The sequence below is a fragment of the Trinickia sp. genome, from assembly GCF_051953955.1.
In the GTDB taxonomy this organism is placed as follows: Bacteria; Pseudomonadota; Gammaproteobacteria; order Burkholderiales; family Burkholderiaceae; genus Trinickia.
Genome location: NZ_JBQCIF010000074.1, coordinates 92,076 through 107,288 on the forward strand (window position 1 = coordinate 92,076; position 15,213 = coordinate 107,288).

Consider the following 15,213-nt stretch of genomic DNA (forward strand, 5'->3'; position numbering starts at 1 on the left):
CCGGCGGCCGATCAGGGCCGTCGGCACGCTGCATGCGCGTCGTCGCTAATCGAGGGTCGGCCGGGATTCCGACCGCCCTGAATCCAGGACTCGGTGTCGAGCCATCCCATTGACTTGCCGACATCTAGCGACTCAGGATAAGTCAGTGCACATATGGTGGCTGTCTCCGGTTGGGCGATGCCCCAGGCGAAGGCAAACAAGAGATCCGGAACTTTCGCGTATTTGCGATCGATTGAGAACGAGCGCTGCATCGCAGTTTTGATCTGAATCGGCACGGCAGCGAACCTGCCGATCTGCTCATCGAGGTCGACGTATGCGATCAGATCGACACCGCGATCGCGAACGGGGGTAGCCACCCCAACGGCGCTTCTCAGGAGGTCGTTTATCAGCCGATTCCGACCGAAGATTTCCGTCAGTTGCGTATCTGCCATGCTGGGCATGCCCACGACCAGCAGTGACTTCGCGCGCCATCTGCGCCAATGGCTCACAGACGCTTCTCACAAGCTCGACGCCGAATTGCCGCGCAAGCGCGAACACGTTGTGATCGACCGACACGGCGAGCCGATCTTGCGCAATCACGCGGCACTTCGGGCCGTTATCCGGGAGCGATCCGCAGATTCGTAAGGCCGCCGAGCGCTACTTGCTGACCATTTTCGCGATGGGCTGCAATCTCGGCCCGACCCAGGCGGCTCGCCCTGACGCAGCAACATTTAAAAGACTCTTGGCAGATTAACGGATACGCGTCGCAGTATATCCACGTTGACCTACGCTTGCGCCGAAACCCATATCGGCACTCCTACATATCACATTGTGACATATTGTCGATATCTTGACGTGGCTCAACGTACCCCTGATTCCGTCAGGGTAAATTGAGAACGTCCTGTTCCTGCAACTTCGAAGAATGCCGTGAGTTTCTCAGATCAACGATGTCGGCGGCGACATGGATACAGTAGCCTGCATCGCGCGGGCCTGTTTGTCAGGAGGCTGAGTTCGCCAGTTGCGCGCCCACTCGAAGCACATGCAGGAAAAACCCGGCGGCAATAAGAGTGAAAGAGCAACCTGGCTGGCTGATGAAGGAGAGAGTTAGAATGGACATGGACTCGGTAACTCAGGATTCGTGGAAGGGGCGGACAATCCGCATTCACACCTTTCCCGTTCGCCGGATCGCCACCCGCGACTCGGTGCCCGACAGTTACGTTGCAGCTATTCGGATTGAAAGAAAAGGTGACGTGCTGGCCGATTGGCATCTCCCATTCTTCGGTGAACGTTGGTTGTCCGAGGGCGAGGCCCGACGGGACGCAGTGGAGTATGCCGTTAAGCTCATCGATATCGGGGTGCTGGACGAGCCGCGGGCGTTACGCGAGCGTGACGCGATCGCGCCGCTTGGCGGCGACATGGAGCCGTCGCTCACGGTGTAAAGCTCTGCCGAACTCCTCGACTTCGAAATGAACACGCGGACAGTGGATGTTTCGGGTGCCGCGCCTGGCTGGCCTGGCATTGCACCCACTTGGACCTCGAGCGCGAAGGATCTCGTGACGACCGCGCTGGGTCGTAGCCGTGTCTGGGCGTCCATCGGCCATGGCATTCTCAATGAGGTCTACTGGCCATCGGCCGGTGAGCCTCAGGTACGTGATCTGGGTTTCATCGTCGCCGGTCCGAACGGCTGGCACGAACTGAAGCGCATCGGGCAGTACCGGCTCTTGCTCCCGAGTCCTTTCATTCCTCTGCCGCAAATCGTGCACGAAGGTGATGGGTATCGCCTTGAGCTCAATGTGTCGCCGGACCCGATTCGTGACGTGATGCTCGTCGCGTTCCAGCTCACTGGAAACGACGTCAAGCTCTATGCCCTGCTTGCGCCTCATCTGGGCGGCAGCGGTCTCAATAATAATGCTCACGCGGCAGAGGGGCTGGTGGCTTGGAAAGACGCCTGCGCGCTTCATCTTACCGCCGACTGCGGCTTCTCGAGGGCGAGCGCCGGGTACGTCGGGTATTCCGACGGCTGGCAAGACTTCTACCGTCACGGGCGCATGGACTGGATCTACCAGGAGGCGCTCGACGGAAACGTTGCCCTGATGGGGGAACTAGGCGCCTCTACGGGGGTGCTAGCGCTCAGCTTTGCCGAGACGCCGGAAGGCGCCCGCACGCTCGCGCGATCGAGCCTTTCCGAGGGCTTCGATTCCGCGCAGCGTTCCTGTGCGGCGGCTTGGCAAGCGTGGGCCACCGAAATAGTCATTCCGGAAGCGCCGCAGCCGGTTCGACATGAGGCATGTCTTTCCGCGATGGTACTGAAAGCCCATGAGGGGCGGACATATCCAGGCGCCCTGATCGCCAGCCTGAGCATTCCATGGGGCAATTCGAGCGACAGCACGGGCGGGTATCACCTGGTATGGACCCGCGACGCCGTTGAAGCCGCCTTCGCACTACTCGCGATAGGCTGCGTCGACGACACCCGACGCACGCTTGGCTACCTGATTGCGACGCAGCGAGAGGACGGGAGCTGGGGTCAGAACAGCTATCCGGATGGACGGCCGTTCTGGACCGGTGTACAGCTCGATGAAGTGGGCTTTCCGGTGCTGCTTGCAGCCAAGCTCGCCGAAGCGGATGCGATGGATCGTTTGCCACGGGCAGCCGAGATGATTGCGCGCGCCGTCGGTTATCTTGCGCGCAATGGTCCCGGCAGCCCGCAGGACCGCTGGGAAGAAAACGCCGGTATTTCGCCGTTCACACTTGGTATCGAGATCGCAGCCCTGGTCTGCGGGGCTGAATATTTACCTGCCGCAGAGAGCACCTATGTCCTCTCACTTGCCGACTATTGGAATGAACGGCTTGAAGATTGGACTTACGCCGAGAACGGGATGTTCTCCCAAGCCTTCGGCATTGATGGCTATTACGTTCGAATTGCTCCGCCGCTACGCAAGGGTGGATTGCGCGGACGAATCGACATTAAAAATCGTGAGGGAGAGAGTACGCCTGCCGTCGCACTCATCGGAATGGAATGCCTCTATCTGGCTCGTCTCGGATTGCGGGATGCACGCGATCGATGTATCCAGAACACGGTAAAAGTCATCGACAGCTTGCTAGGTGTCCACACACCGCACGGCATAGCTTATCGGCGCTATAACGGCGATGGTTACGGCGAACACGAGGACGGTGCCCCGTTCGACGGCACAGGCGTTGGACGTTTGTGGCCCCTGTTGACGGGCGAACGGGCACATCTCGATTTGATGCTGGGAATCGATCCCTTGCCCTATCTAGAGATGATGACATGCATGACCGGAGCCGGTGGCCTCATTCCTGAACAGGTGTGGGATGCCGATCCGGTACCAGAGTGGGGCCTCGAGCCCGGGAAGCCGACCGGCAGCGCCATGCCGCTCGTATGGGCACATGCCGAATTTCTCAAGTTGCTGATTGCACGGCATCAAGGGCGCCCGATTGAACTGCTTTCGAGCGTTGAACGGCGCTACCACGCCCGGCGGCCCGAAGCGGCGACCTGGCATTGGAGGCAGGCGCAGCCGTTCGATGCGCTGCCCGCAGGCCGAGCGTTGCTCATCGAGAACGCGGAGCCCTTCCGGCTGCACTATGGGTTCGATGGATGGCGCGAGGTGACCGATAGGGCTTCGGAGAGAGGGGCATTTTCGCTGCACAGCGTCCGCTTCGATAGCGCCGACGTTGCCGGTCACTCGACCGTTGATTTCACTTTCTATTTCCCTGAGTCACAACGCTGGGCCGGCACTGACTATCACGTCCTTTTGGGAGAAACCAACACGGGAGTGTCGCGATCATGAAACACGCAATCGACATTCAACGGTCTATGAATCAGGGGGCGCAACGAATTTGATATGTCGTCGATCGGCGCTTTGTCCGGGATACGATTGGGCGGCGATGGAGAGACGCGGTTCGAGGTAGGGAACAACATACGCTGGGCGATCCGTTCCACAGAGGAGGAACATCGTGAGTGAAACGAGAACCTTTGAGATTTTCCGCTACGATCCAGACCGGGATCCCAAGCCGTACATGCAAATGTACGAGATAGAGGTATCCCCGAATGACCGGATGTTGCTCGACGTACTTGTCCGACTCAAGACACAGGACGAGACGCTAAGCTTTCGGCGTTCGTGTCGCGAAGGCGTGTGCGGCTCAGATGCGATGAACATCAACCGCAATCGAGCCCACCCTCAGCAAACGATCTATGACTGCGTTTTCGCGGGGGCGACAGCGTCCGCCGCGTTCGTCGTGACTGTCCAGGGCTCCGGATGGACGGCAGGAGGATCGCTTGCCGGGAAGCTCTCTGCCCCAGCCTCGTCGATCAGGGCTTCGAGGTGATCTGCGCACTGACTGGCTGCGCACTCAATTTCATCAGCAATTTGCATGATAGTCCTCAATAATGGTTTCGGCCAAGTTTAAGCCCGAGGCATTAAGCCTGAGGTGTCTTTCAACGTGCGACGGCGTCGCCTTGCAAAATCGGACGACGAGACTTTCGCCTAACGACGTCACGTGAGGTCTGCCGGGGCACGCGTGACACCTGCAGATTACCGCTCAACAACGGTTGCAGGTCTGGCCACTCGGCGCTGACCTCCCCGGGCGTATGCGCGATGAGAATGAGCGTTGCAATCTCGTGTGGTGACAACATTGGGAAATTCGAGGTGCAAGTGGACAGCGCATCGCTTGCTGATACGGCGTGGCTTGCTGGTTGTCCTTGCCCACCCTGCTGCTCTTCAGCGTGGATGAGTCTCCGAAACGCAGTGCCTTCGACTTCGTAGGAAGTTTCCATCACTGTCCTCGCCGACTTTCTGACAAGCGAGTCTCGGGCGCGTAACTCGTGTGCCTGCCGGCGCCCTGTTGAATTCGGAAGGGAGAAATGCAAACGTCTGTCGCCAGCCTCTGCACCCCTTCAATATCCAGAATCCGGAGATCCTTGCCGTGCACGTCTATCAGCCGGCGCCCCTGCAATTTCGACAGCATCCGGCTGACCGTCTCGAGCTTCAGCCCGAGATAGCTGCCAATTTCCTCGCGCGTCATCTTCAGCGTGAACACCGCAGCTGAGTAGCCGCGTGCCTGCCAGCGCTGCGATAGGTCGGTGAGAAAGGTGGCCACCCGCGCTTCCGCCGTCGTGGTGCCGAGCAGCATCATGAGGGCGGACTCGCGCACGATCTCGGCACCCAGCATCTGGTGTACATGGTGCTGGATCGGCTTCACTTCCCGGCACAGCATCTCGAGCAGTTCGAACGGCATCACACACACGGAACTGTCTTCCAGCGCGATCGCCTCGCAGCTGTGTCTGCCGCTGGCAATGCCATCGATGCCAAGCGTGTCGCCAACGATGCCGAAACCCGTGATCTGCTCGTGCCCCTCGCGATGCATGACCACGGTCTTGAACGAACCCGCGCGGACTGCATAGATGCTTCCGAAGGTGTCTCCCGGGCGATACAAGGCATGCCCACGGTTCACGGTACGGACGCACTGCACAGCATCGTTGAGCCGCTCGTGGGCCAAGGTGTCCATGGCGCTGCCGGTGCAAGGTTCTGCCATCGCACACGTCTTGCAGCCGATGTCTGCCGTCCACCTCCGTTGTTCGCCCGGCCGTGCGAGCAGTTCATGATGGGCGACGGAAGTGGGGCGTCTCTGGGGTACGGTTGGGGTCAGCATGCTTTCCTCTGTCCATGAATATCCAGGTGGGCGGATGCATGGACCTATGCGGGCATTTCAATCCACGGCCTTCACCGTGAAGTCGATCGCGATGTTGCCCGGCTCACGAGCGACGTATCCGATGTCCACGCGCGGCCCGTAGTGATGCTCAACCTGCGCCAGGAGGGGCAGCGGGTCGTGGTCGTTGACAAAGCGCATCACCTCGCCTGGCTCCAGCGCATCAAGCGCGCCGAAAATGGCCGCGTGGCGGAAACGTCTCGCAATACCGCGCGCATCGAAGACGTATTGCTGGGAAAGAATGGGAAGGACGTCTGCTGGATTTCGCATGGATGTTTCTCCTGAAAGGCGGCCGATCGTGGCCGTCACTGCGGCGTGATGGTGCGTCGGGCCACCATGGCCGCGCTTAGTCTGGCCAGTTGCTGTCGATCAAGGCACGCTTCAGCAAAGGGAAAGATCTGACTCTCTTCGAGCGCAATGTGAGCGCGGTAAGCGCCGACAAAGTCAGCTACCCAATGCCGTTCGAGCAGCCTTGTTTTCCCGTCGGCGACGTTGGCGAGCACGGCGCGCAATTGCACCCATGTGGCCTCCAGGGATCGATGCTCGTCGAGCAAGGATGCTATCCGTCCGCCCACCGGCGAGCACTGGCGTTGACTGATCTCAATGAGCATAGGGAAGAGATCCTGTTCCTCGTCAGCATGGTGATGCGGGCCCGCCACGTCGAAATAGCGCATGATGTTTCTGGCTGCCTGCTGCGCCTGCGTATCCGGGCCATGCAAAGGCAGATGCGCCGCGAGCTTCTCGAGCGTGGCGCACTGCGCGGCAATGCGCTCATGGCACGCCCTGAGCATTTCGATCGGTTCGTCGAAAGAGGGCGCGGGCTTGATCAAAAAGTTGTCGGACTTCATTTTGCGCTCACATCGTTTCGCTTCAGCCAGCCTTGCCGTCGGCTCGCGGACGTACCAGGTAGGGCCAGTATTGGCGCGCGTACAGCGCGAACGCCACGCACCAGCACAGGCCGGCAGTGTCGATCCACCCTGCGCTCCAACTGTTCGCGAGTAACGGGCCGAAAACGCGCAGGATGGCGGCGGCGATCACGAGGCAGTAACAGGCAATCTCAGTTGACCCGGCGACGAGCCTTCTGCCGGTATGGCCGAGCGCAGTGCGCGTGATCATTGCGATGATCGCTCCTCCGAGCACACCGACGGTGAGGGCATGCAGCGCGATGGAATGCGGCACCAGTCCGACCGCGCTCAGCGCCAGCAGGGCGAAGCCAAGTGGAACCCAGGCGTAGGCCGCGTGAAGAATGGTGAGAATCGGCCGGCGGCCGACCTGCCACGAGCGCCATCCCGCGAGCCGCACGCCATGGATCACTGCCGTGGCGCCTGCCGCGCTGCCGACAAGCCACGCGCTCGCGCCCAGCGCGTCGAACGCAAACGCCAGCAGCGGCAACGGCACGGCCAGCGCTTCGATCGCCCACCAGCGCCTGCACGCATAGCCGGGTACCGCATTAGCCGTGAACATCGGCGTGACGCGACCCGCGATGATCGTGACGAGCGTCACCAGCAGTCCAACGGCGGCGTCGGCAGAGCGCAATGCCAGATCGGCTCGTCCCTGCAACACCCATACGTGAAACAGGACGTTCAGAAGGCCAAGCATGCCGAGCACGACGGGCACAAAGATATTGTGTCGGTTGCGCGCCGGGATGAGCACGCGTAGCAAGACGATCATCAGGACCGGCAGAAACGCCGAATCCACGATCGCGGCCAGCGGCTCTGGGCCGAACCATATCGCGATGCGCCCAGCCAGCCACAAAAGCCATAATAGGGCCAGCGGTGCGCCGGATGGTGTTTCGAGCGATGTCCAGGCCCGCACCGCCGTCAGCAGGAAACCGGCAACGATGGCCGCGGCAAACCCGAAGATCATCTCGTGCGCATGCCACGGGATACCGTTGAGCGACGTCATCCGGCCTGCCGGTGCAATGCCATGCAGCGCGCCAAGCCAGACCAGCATGGCGAGTACGCCGAACACCGCGCCCCCGAGATAAAACGGCCGGAAGCCGAGTCTCAGGACGGACAGATCCGACGCCGGAGACACGAAAAAAGGACGGTGCGGGAGATGCATTTTCATTGCCTGACTCCAGCGCGGCGGCTCGTACCACCACGCGGGCGCGACACGGACACGGCATCCGGCACCAACTCGCGGCGCTCGGCTATGCCCAGGACAGTCGCCGCCACCGTAGGCGCTGCAATGGCCTCTCGCAGCGTCATGGTGTCGAGCTCGTGGAGAAATGCGTCGACCGCCCGGTACAGCCTGCGCCTGAGGTTGCAGGCCGGAAAAATCGCGCAGTCGTGCGCGACGGTCATATCGTGGCAACGCACGACGGAAAAATCTTTCTCGGCGACACGCACGATTTCCCCTACCGAAATCTGCTCGGGCGCGCGTGCCAAGCTGGCGCCGCCGGCCCGGCCGCGCGTCGTCTCGATAAAGCCGGCGCGACTGAGCTCGTGGATGATTTTCGTCAGGTGATTGCGCGAAATCCCGTAGGCTCCCGCGATTTCGTCGATCGTCGCAACGCCGCCGTCCGGGTACTTCAGTGCCAGATACATCATCACCCGAAGCGTGTAATCGGTGTAGACGGTGAGGTGCATAGTGGCTCCATCCTTGAAGCGGCACGGTGCGTCCGAGCGCGGAGCGTCCAGCTTCGGCGCCCATTTAACATGCATTAAAAATACATCATTTATGCCAAGTTCGCAACGATGCGGATCGATTGGCTTGACGGACCATGGTTGAGTGCCTGAACGATCTTCAGCGTGCTTGCACCCCGCCTCAGAGCGCCGACGGTGTCTGCGTCATTGCGCGGCGCGACCAATTGACCCAGATCGGATTCGCATGCGCGCCGCTGTGCTAAAACATGTATTGCTGATGCTTCTTATGCGCCAGGCAAATACACCCGATGAAGTACTGCCCGTGACGCAAGAAGTCGCACCGGTCGACGTAGCGCGGGTTTGGGAGCCGCCGTGGTCCCCAGCCATGATGAGCGACGCAGCTGAGAGGTGCTCCGTTGGCCAGTGCATGGAGGTCTCTTGCGCATCTCACGGTGTTCTTCTGTTTCATTCTGGAGTACGAACATGTCCGCTCCCACAATCCCTGCCGCCGTGATCGTCGTCGACATCGGCACCGTTGATCCGCGCGATCGTCATTCAATGGTTTTCAAGACGTTTGCAAGACTGGCCCCCGGCCAGGCGCTCGAACTCGTATCGGACCGCAATCCTGAGCCGTTGCTCGAGGAGTTTGTTGCCGAACTGCCGGACGAGTTCTGGTGGCAGGGCGAAAAGGGTCCCCTCGACCTGTGGCACGTACTCATTGGCAAACCGGCGACGGCACTCGATTGACTGTAATGACCGTGCGTACCACAACCGGTCAGAATCATGGTCGGTTGGGCGCAGCTTAACGCTGTTTATGATCATGGCTTTGCTTATGCACGCAGCTTGGGGGGTCACGACACGACAGCTCTCTGGCAGGGTGGCAAGCGCGGCAAGGTCGCGTTGCCACCGCTTGCCCGGACAGCCACTCGACCAGTATCTCGTACAGCGCGGCCTGCCGGTCACGCCCTCGCGCTGGAATCCGGCGACGCCGCTTGTCGCAAGCATCGAGGAGGACGGCGCAGGCATCGAAACCACGCGGCTCTGGCGCGTGCTGAGGCGGTTCTTTGTGCTGGTGGCCGACGCGATCCAGGACGAGCGGCCTGGGACGGCCGAGAAACTGCGCCGCGCGAGTCCGCATTGGATGCGGCACACGCACGCGTCACACGCGCTGGCGCGAGGTACTGAGCTGATCATGGTGCGCGACAATCTGCGCCATTCGTCGATCTCGACGACGTCAACCTATCTGCACAGCGACGAAGTGCAGCGAGCCCGACAGTTCGATCAGGCGCTTGCCGCACGCGATCTCAAGCGGTAGCTTTTTTGGCGAAAATTTTACGAATCCCGGCCGACCCTCTAATCGGTGCCGGCCACGGGTAGGTCGTCGTAGCCCTTGATTCGATACACGACGAACGAGGCGGCCCACGCGAAGATGAAGACGCCGATGATGACGAACCCGAGATTACTGAAGTTATCGGTCAGCATCCCGATGGCATTCCAGAACGCGCCTTGCAGCTTGAACCGATCGGCAAGCAATCCGAGCGTTTCGATGCCGCCGATCAATACCGCCACGACGACCGAAACCAGCGTGATCGTGAGGTTGTAATAGAGCTTGCGGATCGGGCGAACGAATGCCCAGTCATAGGCGCCCAACATCAAGATGCCGTCCGTCGTATCGACGAGCGACATGCCGGCCGCGAACAGGACCGGAAAGACGAGCACGACGCCGATCGACACGCCCTGCGATGCTTGGCTGGCCGAGAGGCCGAGCAGGCTCACTTCGGTGGCCGTATCGAATCCGAGGCCGAACAAGAATCCGAGTGGGAACATCCAAACCGGCTTCGAAACGAAACGAAACATCGGCCGGAACAGCCTCGATAGCAGCCCACGGTTGTTCAAGAGCAGATCGAGATCGTCATCGCTGTAGGGCAGGCCGTGCCGCACACGTTCGAACGCTTTCCATACGCCGCGCAAGATGACGATGTTCATGGCGGCGATCAGGAACAGAAAGAGCGCGGAGGCGCTCGTGGAAATGATGCCGCCGAATTGCTTCCATCCCTCGACTCGGTGTTCCAGCGCGGCCGCCATGACGGCGACGGCAGCCGCTACGAGGAGCACCACGGCGGAGTGCCCCAGCGCGAAGAAGAATCCGACGGTGACGGGCCGTTGCCCATCGTGCATCAGCTTGCGCGTGACATTGTCGATCGCGGCGATGTGATCGGCATCGACGGCATGCCTCAGGCCGAAGCCATAGGCGAGCAGGCCGGTGCCGAGCAACAGCGGATTGCCGCGAAAGGCGATGAACGCCCAAATCCATGCGCCGACGTTGAATACCGCAAGCGCGCCGTAGATGGAGACGACGCGCCGGCGCAAGCCGCCGCGAACGGGCCTCGTTTGCAAAACAATGGACATATGAGAATCCTGAGGTCGGGCTGTCCTTGCAGCGGGCGACGATGCAACGCATGTCGCTTGCGCTTCGGGACACCCCGCCCGGTGCGGCTGCTTGGACCTCGGGCGATGGCAGGTCTCCTGGCTCGCGGGTCACCGCCCGATACCGACCTTCCCGGTGATCCAGTGGTCGTTGCTGGCATGGGCTCGCCGCTTACAGTTGCGGGGGCAGCCGCAGACTCGAAGCATCCACGCTTCTACTGCGTTCCCTTTTGATCCCGTTGAAGGGAACCATCGGTGCCAGAGTAAGCCATGCTTTCCCAGAGCACGTCAAGCCGCACGTGCTGCGCAACGACGTCGGCCAGCGTTTCGATCGAGGCGAGCCTGCGCGCGTCGTGATCGATGCGCTGCGCATCGGTCACGCCTGCCCATCGAAGCAGCGCCTCGCACGCTTGTGGTTCATCGAACAACCCGTGCAGGTAGGTGGCCAGAATCTGCCCATCTTCCGATATCGCACCATCGGCCCGGCTGTCGTTACCGCTTCCCAGATGCAGGGCGGGGCGCGAAAGGGCCGCGCCTTCGGTGATGCCCATGTGTATTTCGTAGCCGCGCACCGGCGCGCCGTCGCCGAGCAAAAGCGTGCCTGCGGCATTGACGAGCTGCTTGTGCGGCTCGAGCGTCGTCACGACGTCGAGCAAGCCTAGGCCGTCGGTACGCGCGACGTTGCTTTCGATGCCGAGCGGGTCCCGCAATTCCCGGCCCAGCATCTGCAGGCCGCCGCAAATTCCGATCACCTTGCCGCCGTAACGCAGATGCCGGCGCAGATAAGGTTCCCACCCGTGTTGGCGCAGCGCGTGGAGGTCCCGCTGCACGCTCTTGCTGCCGGGCAAGACGACGAGATCGGCCGCGGGGATCGGGTCACCCATCCGCACGTAGCGAAAATCGACTTGCGGATGCGCGCGCAGCGGATCGAAGTCGGTGTGGTTGCTGATCCGCGGCAACGCGGGGACGATCACGCGCAGGAGGTTCTCCCTGTCCGCCTGCGGCCGGTCCTGGCTTGGCTTCGGCAAGGCGTCCTCCGCATCGAGCCACAGGCCCGGAATGAACGGCACGACGCCGAGCACGGGCTTGCCCGTTTGCGCTTGTATCCATTCGATGCCGGGGGCGAGCAGCGAGACGTCGCCGCGGAACTTGTTGATGACGACGCCTTTCACGAGCGCCCGCTCATGCTCGGGGAGGCACGCCAGCGTCCCGAGAATCTGCGCGAACACACCGCCGCGATCGATGTCCGCCACGAGCACGACCGGGCAATCGACGGCTGTCGCAAACCCCATGTTCGCGATGTCGCCTTCGCGCAGATTGATTTCGGCGGGACTCCCCGCGCCTTCGACGAGCACGAGGTCGGCCTTCGCACGCAGCCGCGCGAACGATTCGAGCACCGCCTGCCGGGCGATGGGCTTGTACTGGTGGTAGGCGCGTGCATCGAGGTTCCCTCTCGAGCGTCCCTGTACGATGACTTGAGCGCCGATTTCGCTGTTGGGCTTGAGCAAAACCGGATTCATGTCGACTTCCGGCGCAATGCCGGCAGCCAGCGCTTGCCAGGCTTGCGCGCGGCCGATCTCGCCGCCGTCGACGGTCACGGCGCTATTGAGCGACATGTTTTGCGGCTTGAACGGTGCGACCCGCAGGCCCCTGCGCGCGGCGATTCGGCACAGCGCTCCGACGAGGGTGCTCTTGCCCGAGTCGGAGCTCGTGCCTTGGATCATCAACATGCCTGACATGTAATTGGTCCCGAACAGCGAAGAAATGATGGGCGCCCTCTGCACAGGGGACGCTATTATGTCACCCGCAAATCGGCGGATAGGCGGGCAAGTTTAGTCGATCGCCCGCAAAGACCGCCGCTGGACTGCCTTCGAAAACATCGAATGATAGGATTTTCCGCCCCGATCACGCTCGCGTTGTGCCTCGCCGGTGTCGCCCTGGACGCGATATGGGGCGAGCCGTCGCGTGCCCATCCGCTCGTCGGCTTCGGCAAGGTGGCCGCGCGCATCGAACGGATCTTGAACCCCGACAGGCATGCGGCGCATCGGTCCGCGGACGGCGAGTACGTGGCGGCGCCTGAGTCGAGGCCATGGCACGCGCGTATCGCGGGCGTGATGGGCTGGAGCGTCGCGGTGCTGCCGCCGGTCGCGCTGCTGGCCGTGCTGACGCATCTGTTGCCGCCGGCGCTGTCGTGGGCGATGCAGGTCATCGCGCTCTGGTTCGCGCTCGGCGCGCGCAGCCTCGTCGATCACATCGCGCCGGTGGAACGCGCGCTCGGTGCCGGCGACCTGGCGCTGGCACGTACCTTGACCTCGCGCGTCGTCACGCGCGATCTTTCCGACGCAAACGAGCAGGCGGTGGCGAAGGCCGCGATCGAATCGGCGCTCGAGAACGGCAACGACGCCATCTTCGGCGCACTGTTTTGGTTCGTCGTGGCGGGCGGGACGGGCGCGCTGGCCTTTCGCCTCGTCAACACGCTCGATGCGATGTGGGGCTATCGAACGCCGCGCATGCGCTACTTCGGCTGGGCTGCCGCTCGCCTCGACGACGCGGCGAACTATATTCCCGCGCGCTTGACCGCGCTGACCTACGCCCTATGCGGCAACGCCCGGAACGCGCTCGCATGCTGGCGAACGCAAGCATCGGCATGGGAGAGTCCCAATGCGGGGCCCGTGATGGCGAGCGGCGCGGGTAGTCTCAACGTGGCTTGCGGCGGCGCGGCTCGGTATCACGGGATGCTCGAGCCGCGGCCTGTGCTCGGATGCGGACCGGCACCGCGAGCCGACGATATCGGCCGAGCGTTGGCGCTCGTGAAACGCTCCATCGCAGCGTGGCTTGCGGCGATCGCGCTGCTGGCGGCCGCCTCGATCCTTCTCTAGACGCTTATGTTCAATCTTGACGACCCGGCCAACGTGCCGCACGGCGGCAATCTCGGGGAAGCGGCCGAGCGGTATGGGATCCCTCGCGAACACTGGATCGACCTCTCGACCGGCATCAATCCGCACGGGTATCCCATTCCGCCGATCGATCCGCAAGCCTGGATTCGATTGCCCGACGATCACGACGATCTCGAGGCGATCGCCGCCGCGCATTACGGTGCGGCGCACGCGCTGGCGGTCGCGGGAACGCAGGCCGCCATCCGCATGTTGCCGGCTGTTTTGCCGCAGGGGCGGATAGGCGTTGGCCTGTTGACCTATGGCGAATATGCACCGGCCTTCGAGCGGGCCGGGTTTCCTGTCGACCGCTTCGTGACGCCGCAGTTTGCCGACGCCGGCCACGCCGCTGCGTTCGTGCTGCAGCCGGCGCATGCGCTCCCTGTGGGGTTGAAGCATCTGGTGCTCGTCAACCCGAACAATCCCGGCACCGAGCGCTTCACACCGGAGCAGGTGCTGCGATGGCATGAGGAATTGGCGGCTCGCGGCGGAACGCTCATCGTCGACGAGGCGTTCGTCGAGGCGATGCCGGAGCTCAGTGTGTCGAACTTCGCGAATCGCGAAGGGTTGATCGTTCTGCGCTCGATCGGAAAGTTCTATGGGTTGGCCGGCGCGCGCGCGGGGTTCGTCCTCGCGGGGCCTCGCGTCGATCGAGCGATGCGCCGTTTGCGCGGTCCGTGGAGCCTATCGGGGCCTGCGCGGGTCGTCGTTCGCGCCGCGCTGCTCGACCTCGACTGGCAGGCCCGAACGCGGGCGAGCCTCATCGCTTCGGGCACGCGGCTTTCCGATCTGCTTGCGCGATTTCATTCGACGGTACGGCATACGCCGTTATTTTCCTGGGTACGCGACGAGCGAGCGCACCGATGGCAGGAGGGCCTTGCACGCCACGGCATTTGGGTGCGGCGGTTCGATGTGATACAGGGCATCAGGCTGGGTCTTCCCGCGGACGAAACGGGATGGTCCAGGCTCGATGCGGCATTGGGGGCAGTGACGATGGAAATGGAGAGGGAGAGGGGACGTTGATGGAGAGCGAGATGGAAAACGTTGAGGTCATCAACCGCAAGGAAGCCCTCGAGCAAGCGATCGCGTCGGCTCGCGCGCAGCGGCCGGTCGGTTCCCCATGTATCGATGTTTGCAAGCTCAGCACGAGCAGCGGCTATTGCGAAGGATGCCTGCGCAACCGGGACGAAATCAAAGCGTGGAAATCGATGAGCGACCCCGATCGATTGGCGCTGCTCGATCGCCTGGCTGAGAGGGCAGGCGGCGGGGCGTAAACAAGCAAGTAGACATGCAGACATGCATCGGCGCCGTGAGCGCCGGTGCGGCAAGTGAAGAAAGCGCCTGCCGCCTTGCTCGAGCTAGGGCTAGGGTCAGCGCTACGGTTAGCGTTGGACCTAGAGCTAGAACGGTGTACCCCGGAACAACGCGGCCGTCAGCACGGGATTGGACGGCCAATAGCCGTGCAGGTAAGTCGCCGTGATCGCCCCCGAGCGAAATACCGGCTCGCCGGCAGCTTGCGTTTGCTGCCGGATCGCGTGCCGTTCCGCGCGCATGCCGGTCGT

Annotated in this window: 13 protein-coding genes, 5 pseudogenes and 1 riboswitch; of the genes and pseudogenes, 9 read left to right on the plus strand and 9 right to left on the minus strand. The window is 62.4% G+C overall.

Translation table 11 applies throughout. The annotated features are described in order from the left end of the window. Nucleotides 1-11 precede the first annotated feature (11 nt). Nucleotides 12-431 carry a hypothetical protein gene (locus ACTHNZ_RS13985; protein ID WP_440543096.1) on the minus strand — a complete coding sequence of 140 codons (420 nt, stop codon included), beginning with the start codon at nt 429-431 and terminating at the stop codon, nt 12-14. Between the two features lie 149 nt (nt 432-580). Between ACTHNZ_RS13985 and ACTHNZ_RS13990 the strand changes: the two are divergent. The 4 genes and pseudogenes from ACTHNZ_RS13990 to ACTHNZ_RS14005 all read left to right on the plus strand — a co-directional run. Beyond that, a pseudogene (locus ACTHNZ_RS13990) lies at nt 581-694 on the plus strand (Tn3 family transposase); the annotation flags it as partial. A gap of 394 nt (nt 695-1,088) precedes the next feature. Next, entirely contained in the window at nt 1,089-1,418 is a 330-nt protein-coding gene (locus ACTHNZ_RS13995) for a hypothetical protein (RefSeq protein WP_440543097.1), read from the plus strand. A 27-nt stretch (nt 1,419-1,445) separates the two neighbouring features. Next, entirely contained in the window at nt 1,446-3,785 is a 2,340-nt protein-coding gene (locus ACTHNZ_RS14000; protein WP_440543098.1) for a glycoside hydrolase family 15 protein, read from the plus strand. Nucleotides 3,786-3,951: 166 nt separating this feature from the next. Then, nucleotides 3,952-4,158: pseudogene (locus tag ACTHNZ_RS14005) on the plus strand (2Fe-2S iron-sulfur cluster-binding protein); the annotation flags it as partial. Nucleotides 4,159-4,770: 612 nt separating this feature from the next. On the opposite strand, the gene ACTHNZ_RS14010 reads toward ACTHNZ_RS14005, so the two are convergent. The 5 genes from ACTHNZ_RS14010 to ACTHNZ_RS14030 are packed head-to-tail and all read right to left on the minus strand — an operon-like array spanning nt 4,771 to nt 8,294. Further along, complete coding sequence (locus ACTHNZ_RS14010) at nt 4,771-5,646, minus strand: helix-turn-helix domain-containing protein (protein WP_440543099.1); 876 nt, start codon at nt 5,644-5,646, stop codon at nt 4,771-4,773. A gap of 57 nt (nt 5,647-5,703) precedes the next feature. Then, nucleotides 5,704-5,973, minus strand: coding sequence for a DUF2249 domain-containing protein (locus ACTHNZ_RS14015; protein ID WP_440543100.1), 270 nt, complete (start codon nt 5,971-5,973; stop codon nt 5,704-5,706). Nucleotides 5,974-6,008: 35 nt separating this feature from the next. Then, nucleotides 6,009-6,551: a hemerythrin domain-containing protein gene (locus ACTHNZ_RS14020; protein ID WP_440543101.1), complete on the minus strand. Its 543-nt coding sequence runs from the start codon at nt 6,549-6,551 to the stop codon at nt 6,009-6,011. A gap of 22 nt (nt 6,552-6,573) precedes the next feature. After that, nucleotides 6,574-7,773 (minus strand): NnrS family protein, encoded by a 1,200-nt coding sequence (locus tag ACTHNZ_RS14025; RefSeq protein WP_440543102.1) that lies wholly within the window; start codon nt 7,771-7,773, stop codon nt 6,574-6,576. Further along, nucleotides 7,770-8,294 (minus strand): RrF2 family transcriptional regulator, encoded by a 525-nt coding sequence (locus ACTHNZ_RS14030; RefSeq protein ID WP_440543103.1) that lies wholly within the window; start codon nt 8,292-8,294, stop codon nt 7,770-7,772. The genes ACTHNZ_RS14025 and ACTHNZ_RS14030 overlap by 4 nt, the downstream gene beginning before the upstream one ends. A gap of 480 nt (nt 8,295-8,774) precedes the next feature. Between ACTHNZ_RS14030 and ACTHNZ_RS14035 the strand changes: the two genes are divergently transcribed. Next, nucleotides 8,775-9,038: a DUF2249 domain-containing protein gene (locus ACTHNZ_RS14035; protein ID WP_440543104.1), complete on the plus strand. Its 264-nt coding sequence runs from the start codon at nt 8,775-8,777 to the stop codon at nt 9,036-9,038. Between the two features lie 126 nt (nt 9,039-9,164). Further along, nucleotides 9,165-9,606 (plus strand): annotated as a pseudogene (locus ACTHNZ_RS14040) (tyrosine-type recombinase/integrase); the annotation flags it as partial. Nucleotides 9,607-9,644: 38 nt separating this feature from the next. Here ACTHNZ_RS14040 and ACTHNZ_RS14045 read toward each other — a convergent pair. Then, on the minus strand, nt 9,645-10,700 hold the full coding sequence (locus ACTHNZ_RS14045; RefSeq protein WP_440543105.1) for a HoxN/HupN/NixA family nickel/cobalt transporter: 1,056 nt from the start codon (nt 10,698-10,700) through the stop codon (nt 9,645-9,647). Between the two features lie 90 nt (nt 10,701-10,790). After that, nucleotides 10,791-10,987, minus strand: a riboswitch (cobalamin riboswitch). A 9-nt stretch (nt 10,988-10,996) separates the two neighbouring features. Then, nucleotides 10,997-12,457, minus strand: a pseudogene (locus tag ACTHNZ_RS14050) (cobyric acid synthase); the annotation flags it as partial. A gap of 144 nt (nt 12,458-12,601) precedes the next feature. Here ACTHNZ_RS14050 and ACTHNZ_RS14055 point away from each other — a divergent pair. The 3 genes from ACTHNZ_RS14055 to ACTHNZ_RS14065 are packed head-to-tail and all read left to right on the plus strand — an operon-like array spanning nt 12,602 to nt 14,925. After that, nucleotides 12,602-13,597, plus strand: a complete 996-nt coding sequence (locus ACTHNZ_RS14055) for a CobD/CbiB family cobalamin biosynthesis protein (protein WP_440543106.1) — start codon at nt 12,602-12,604, stop codon at nt 13,595-13,597. A 6-nt stretch (nt 13,598-13,603) separates the two neighbouring features. Continuing rightward, on the plus strand, nt 13,604-14,674 hold the full coding sequence (cobD, locus tag ACTHNZ_RS14060) for a threonine-phosphate decarboxylase CobD (RefSeq protein WP_440543107.1): 1,071 nt from the start codon (nt 13,604-13,606) through the stop codon (nt 14,672-14,674). Between the two features lie 11 nt (nt 14,675-14,685). Further along, nucleotides 14,686-14,925 carry a DUF1289 domain-containing protein gene (locus ACTHNZ_RS14065; protein ID WP_440543108.1) on the plus strand — a complete coding sequence of 80 codons (240 nt, stop codon included), beginning with the start codon at nt 14,686-14,688 and terminating at the stop codon, nt 14,923-14,925. 126 nt (nt 14,926-15,051) lie between these two features. Here ACTHNZ_RS14065 and ACTHNZ_RS14070 read toward each other — a convergent pair. Continuing rightward, nucleotides 15,052-15,213 (minus strand): annotated as a pseudogene (locus ACTHNZ_RS14070) (cobyrinate a,c-diamide synthase); the annotation flags it as partial.

Excerpts from the sequence above, each read along its gene's own strand:
- ACTHNZ_RS13985 (WP_440543096.1), bottom strand. The coding sequence starts at position 431 with ATGGCAGATACGCAACTGACGGAAATCTTCGGTCGGAATCGGCTGATA.
- ACTHNZ_RS13995 (WP_440543097.1), top strand. The coding sequence starts at position 1,089 with ATGGACATGGACTCGGTAACTCAGGATTCGTGGAAGGGGCGGACAATC.
- ACTHNZ_RS14000 (WP_440543098.1), top strand. The coding sequence starts at position 1,446 with ATGAACACGCGGACAGTGGATGTTTCGGGTGCCGCGCCTGGCTGGCCT.
- ACTHNZ_RS14010 (WP_440543099.1), bottom strand. The coding sequence starts at position 5,646 with ATGCTGACCCCAACCGTACCCCAGAGACGCCCCACTTCCGTCGCCCAT.
- ACTHNZ_RS14015 (WP_440543100.1), bottom strand. The coding sequence starts at position 5,973 with ATGCGAAATCCAGCAGACGTCCTTCCCATTCTTTCCCAGCAATACGTC.
- ACTHNZ_RS14020 (WP_440543101.1), bottom strand. The coding sequence starts at position 6,551 with ATGAAGTCCGACAACTTTTTGATCAAGCCCGCGCCCTCTTTCGACGAA.
- ACTHNZ_RS14025 (WP_440543102.1), bottom strand. The coding sequence starts at position 7,773 with ATGAAAATGCATCTCCCGCACCGTCCTTTTTTCGTGTCTCCGGCGTCG.
- ACTHNZ_RS14030 (WP_440543103.1), bottom strand. The coding sequence starts at position 8,294 with ATGCACCTCACCGTCTACACCGATTACACGCTTCGGGTGATGATGTAT.
- ACTHNZ_RS14035 (WP_440543104.1), top strand. The coding sequence starts at position 8,775 with ATGTCCGCTCCCACAATCCCTGCCGCCGTGATCGTCGTCGACATCGGC.
- ACTHNZ_RS14045 (WP_440543105.1), bottom strand. The coding sequence starts at position 10,700 with ATGTCCATTGTTTTGCAAACGAGGCCCGTTCGCGGCGGCTTGCGCCGG.
- ACTHNZ_RS14055 (WP_440543106.1), top strand. The coding sequence starts at position 12,602 with ATGATAGGATTTTCCGCCCCGATCACGCTCGCGTTGTGCCTCGCCGGT.
- cobD (WP_440543107.1), top strand. The coding sequence starts at position 13,604 with ATGTTCAATCTTGACGACCCGGCCAACGTGCCGCACGGCGGCAATCTC.
- ACTHNZ_RS14065 (WP_440543108.1), top strand. The coding sequence starts at position 14,686 with ATGGAAAACGTTGAGGTCATCAACCGCAAGGAAGCCCTCGAGCAAGCG.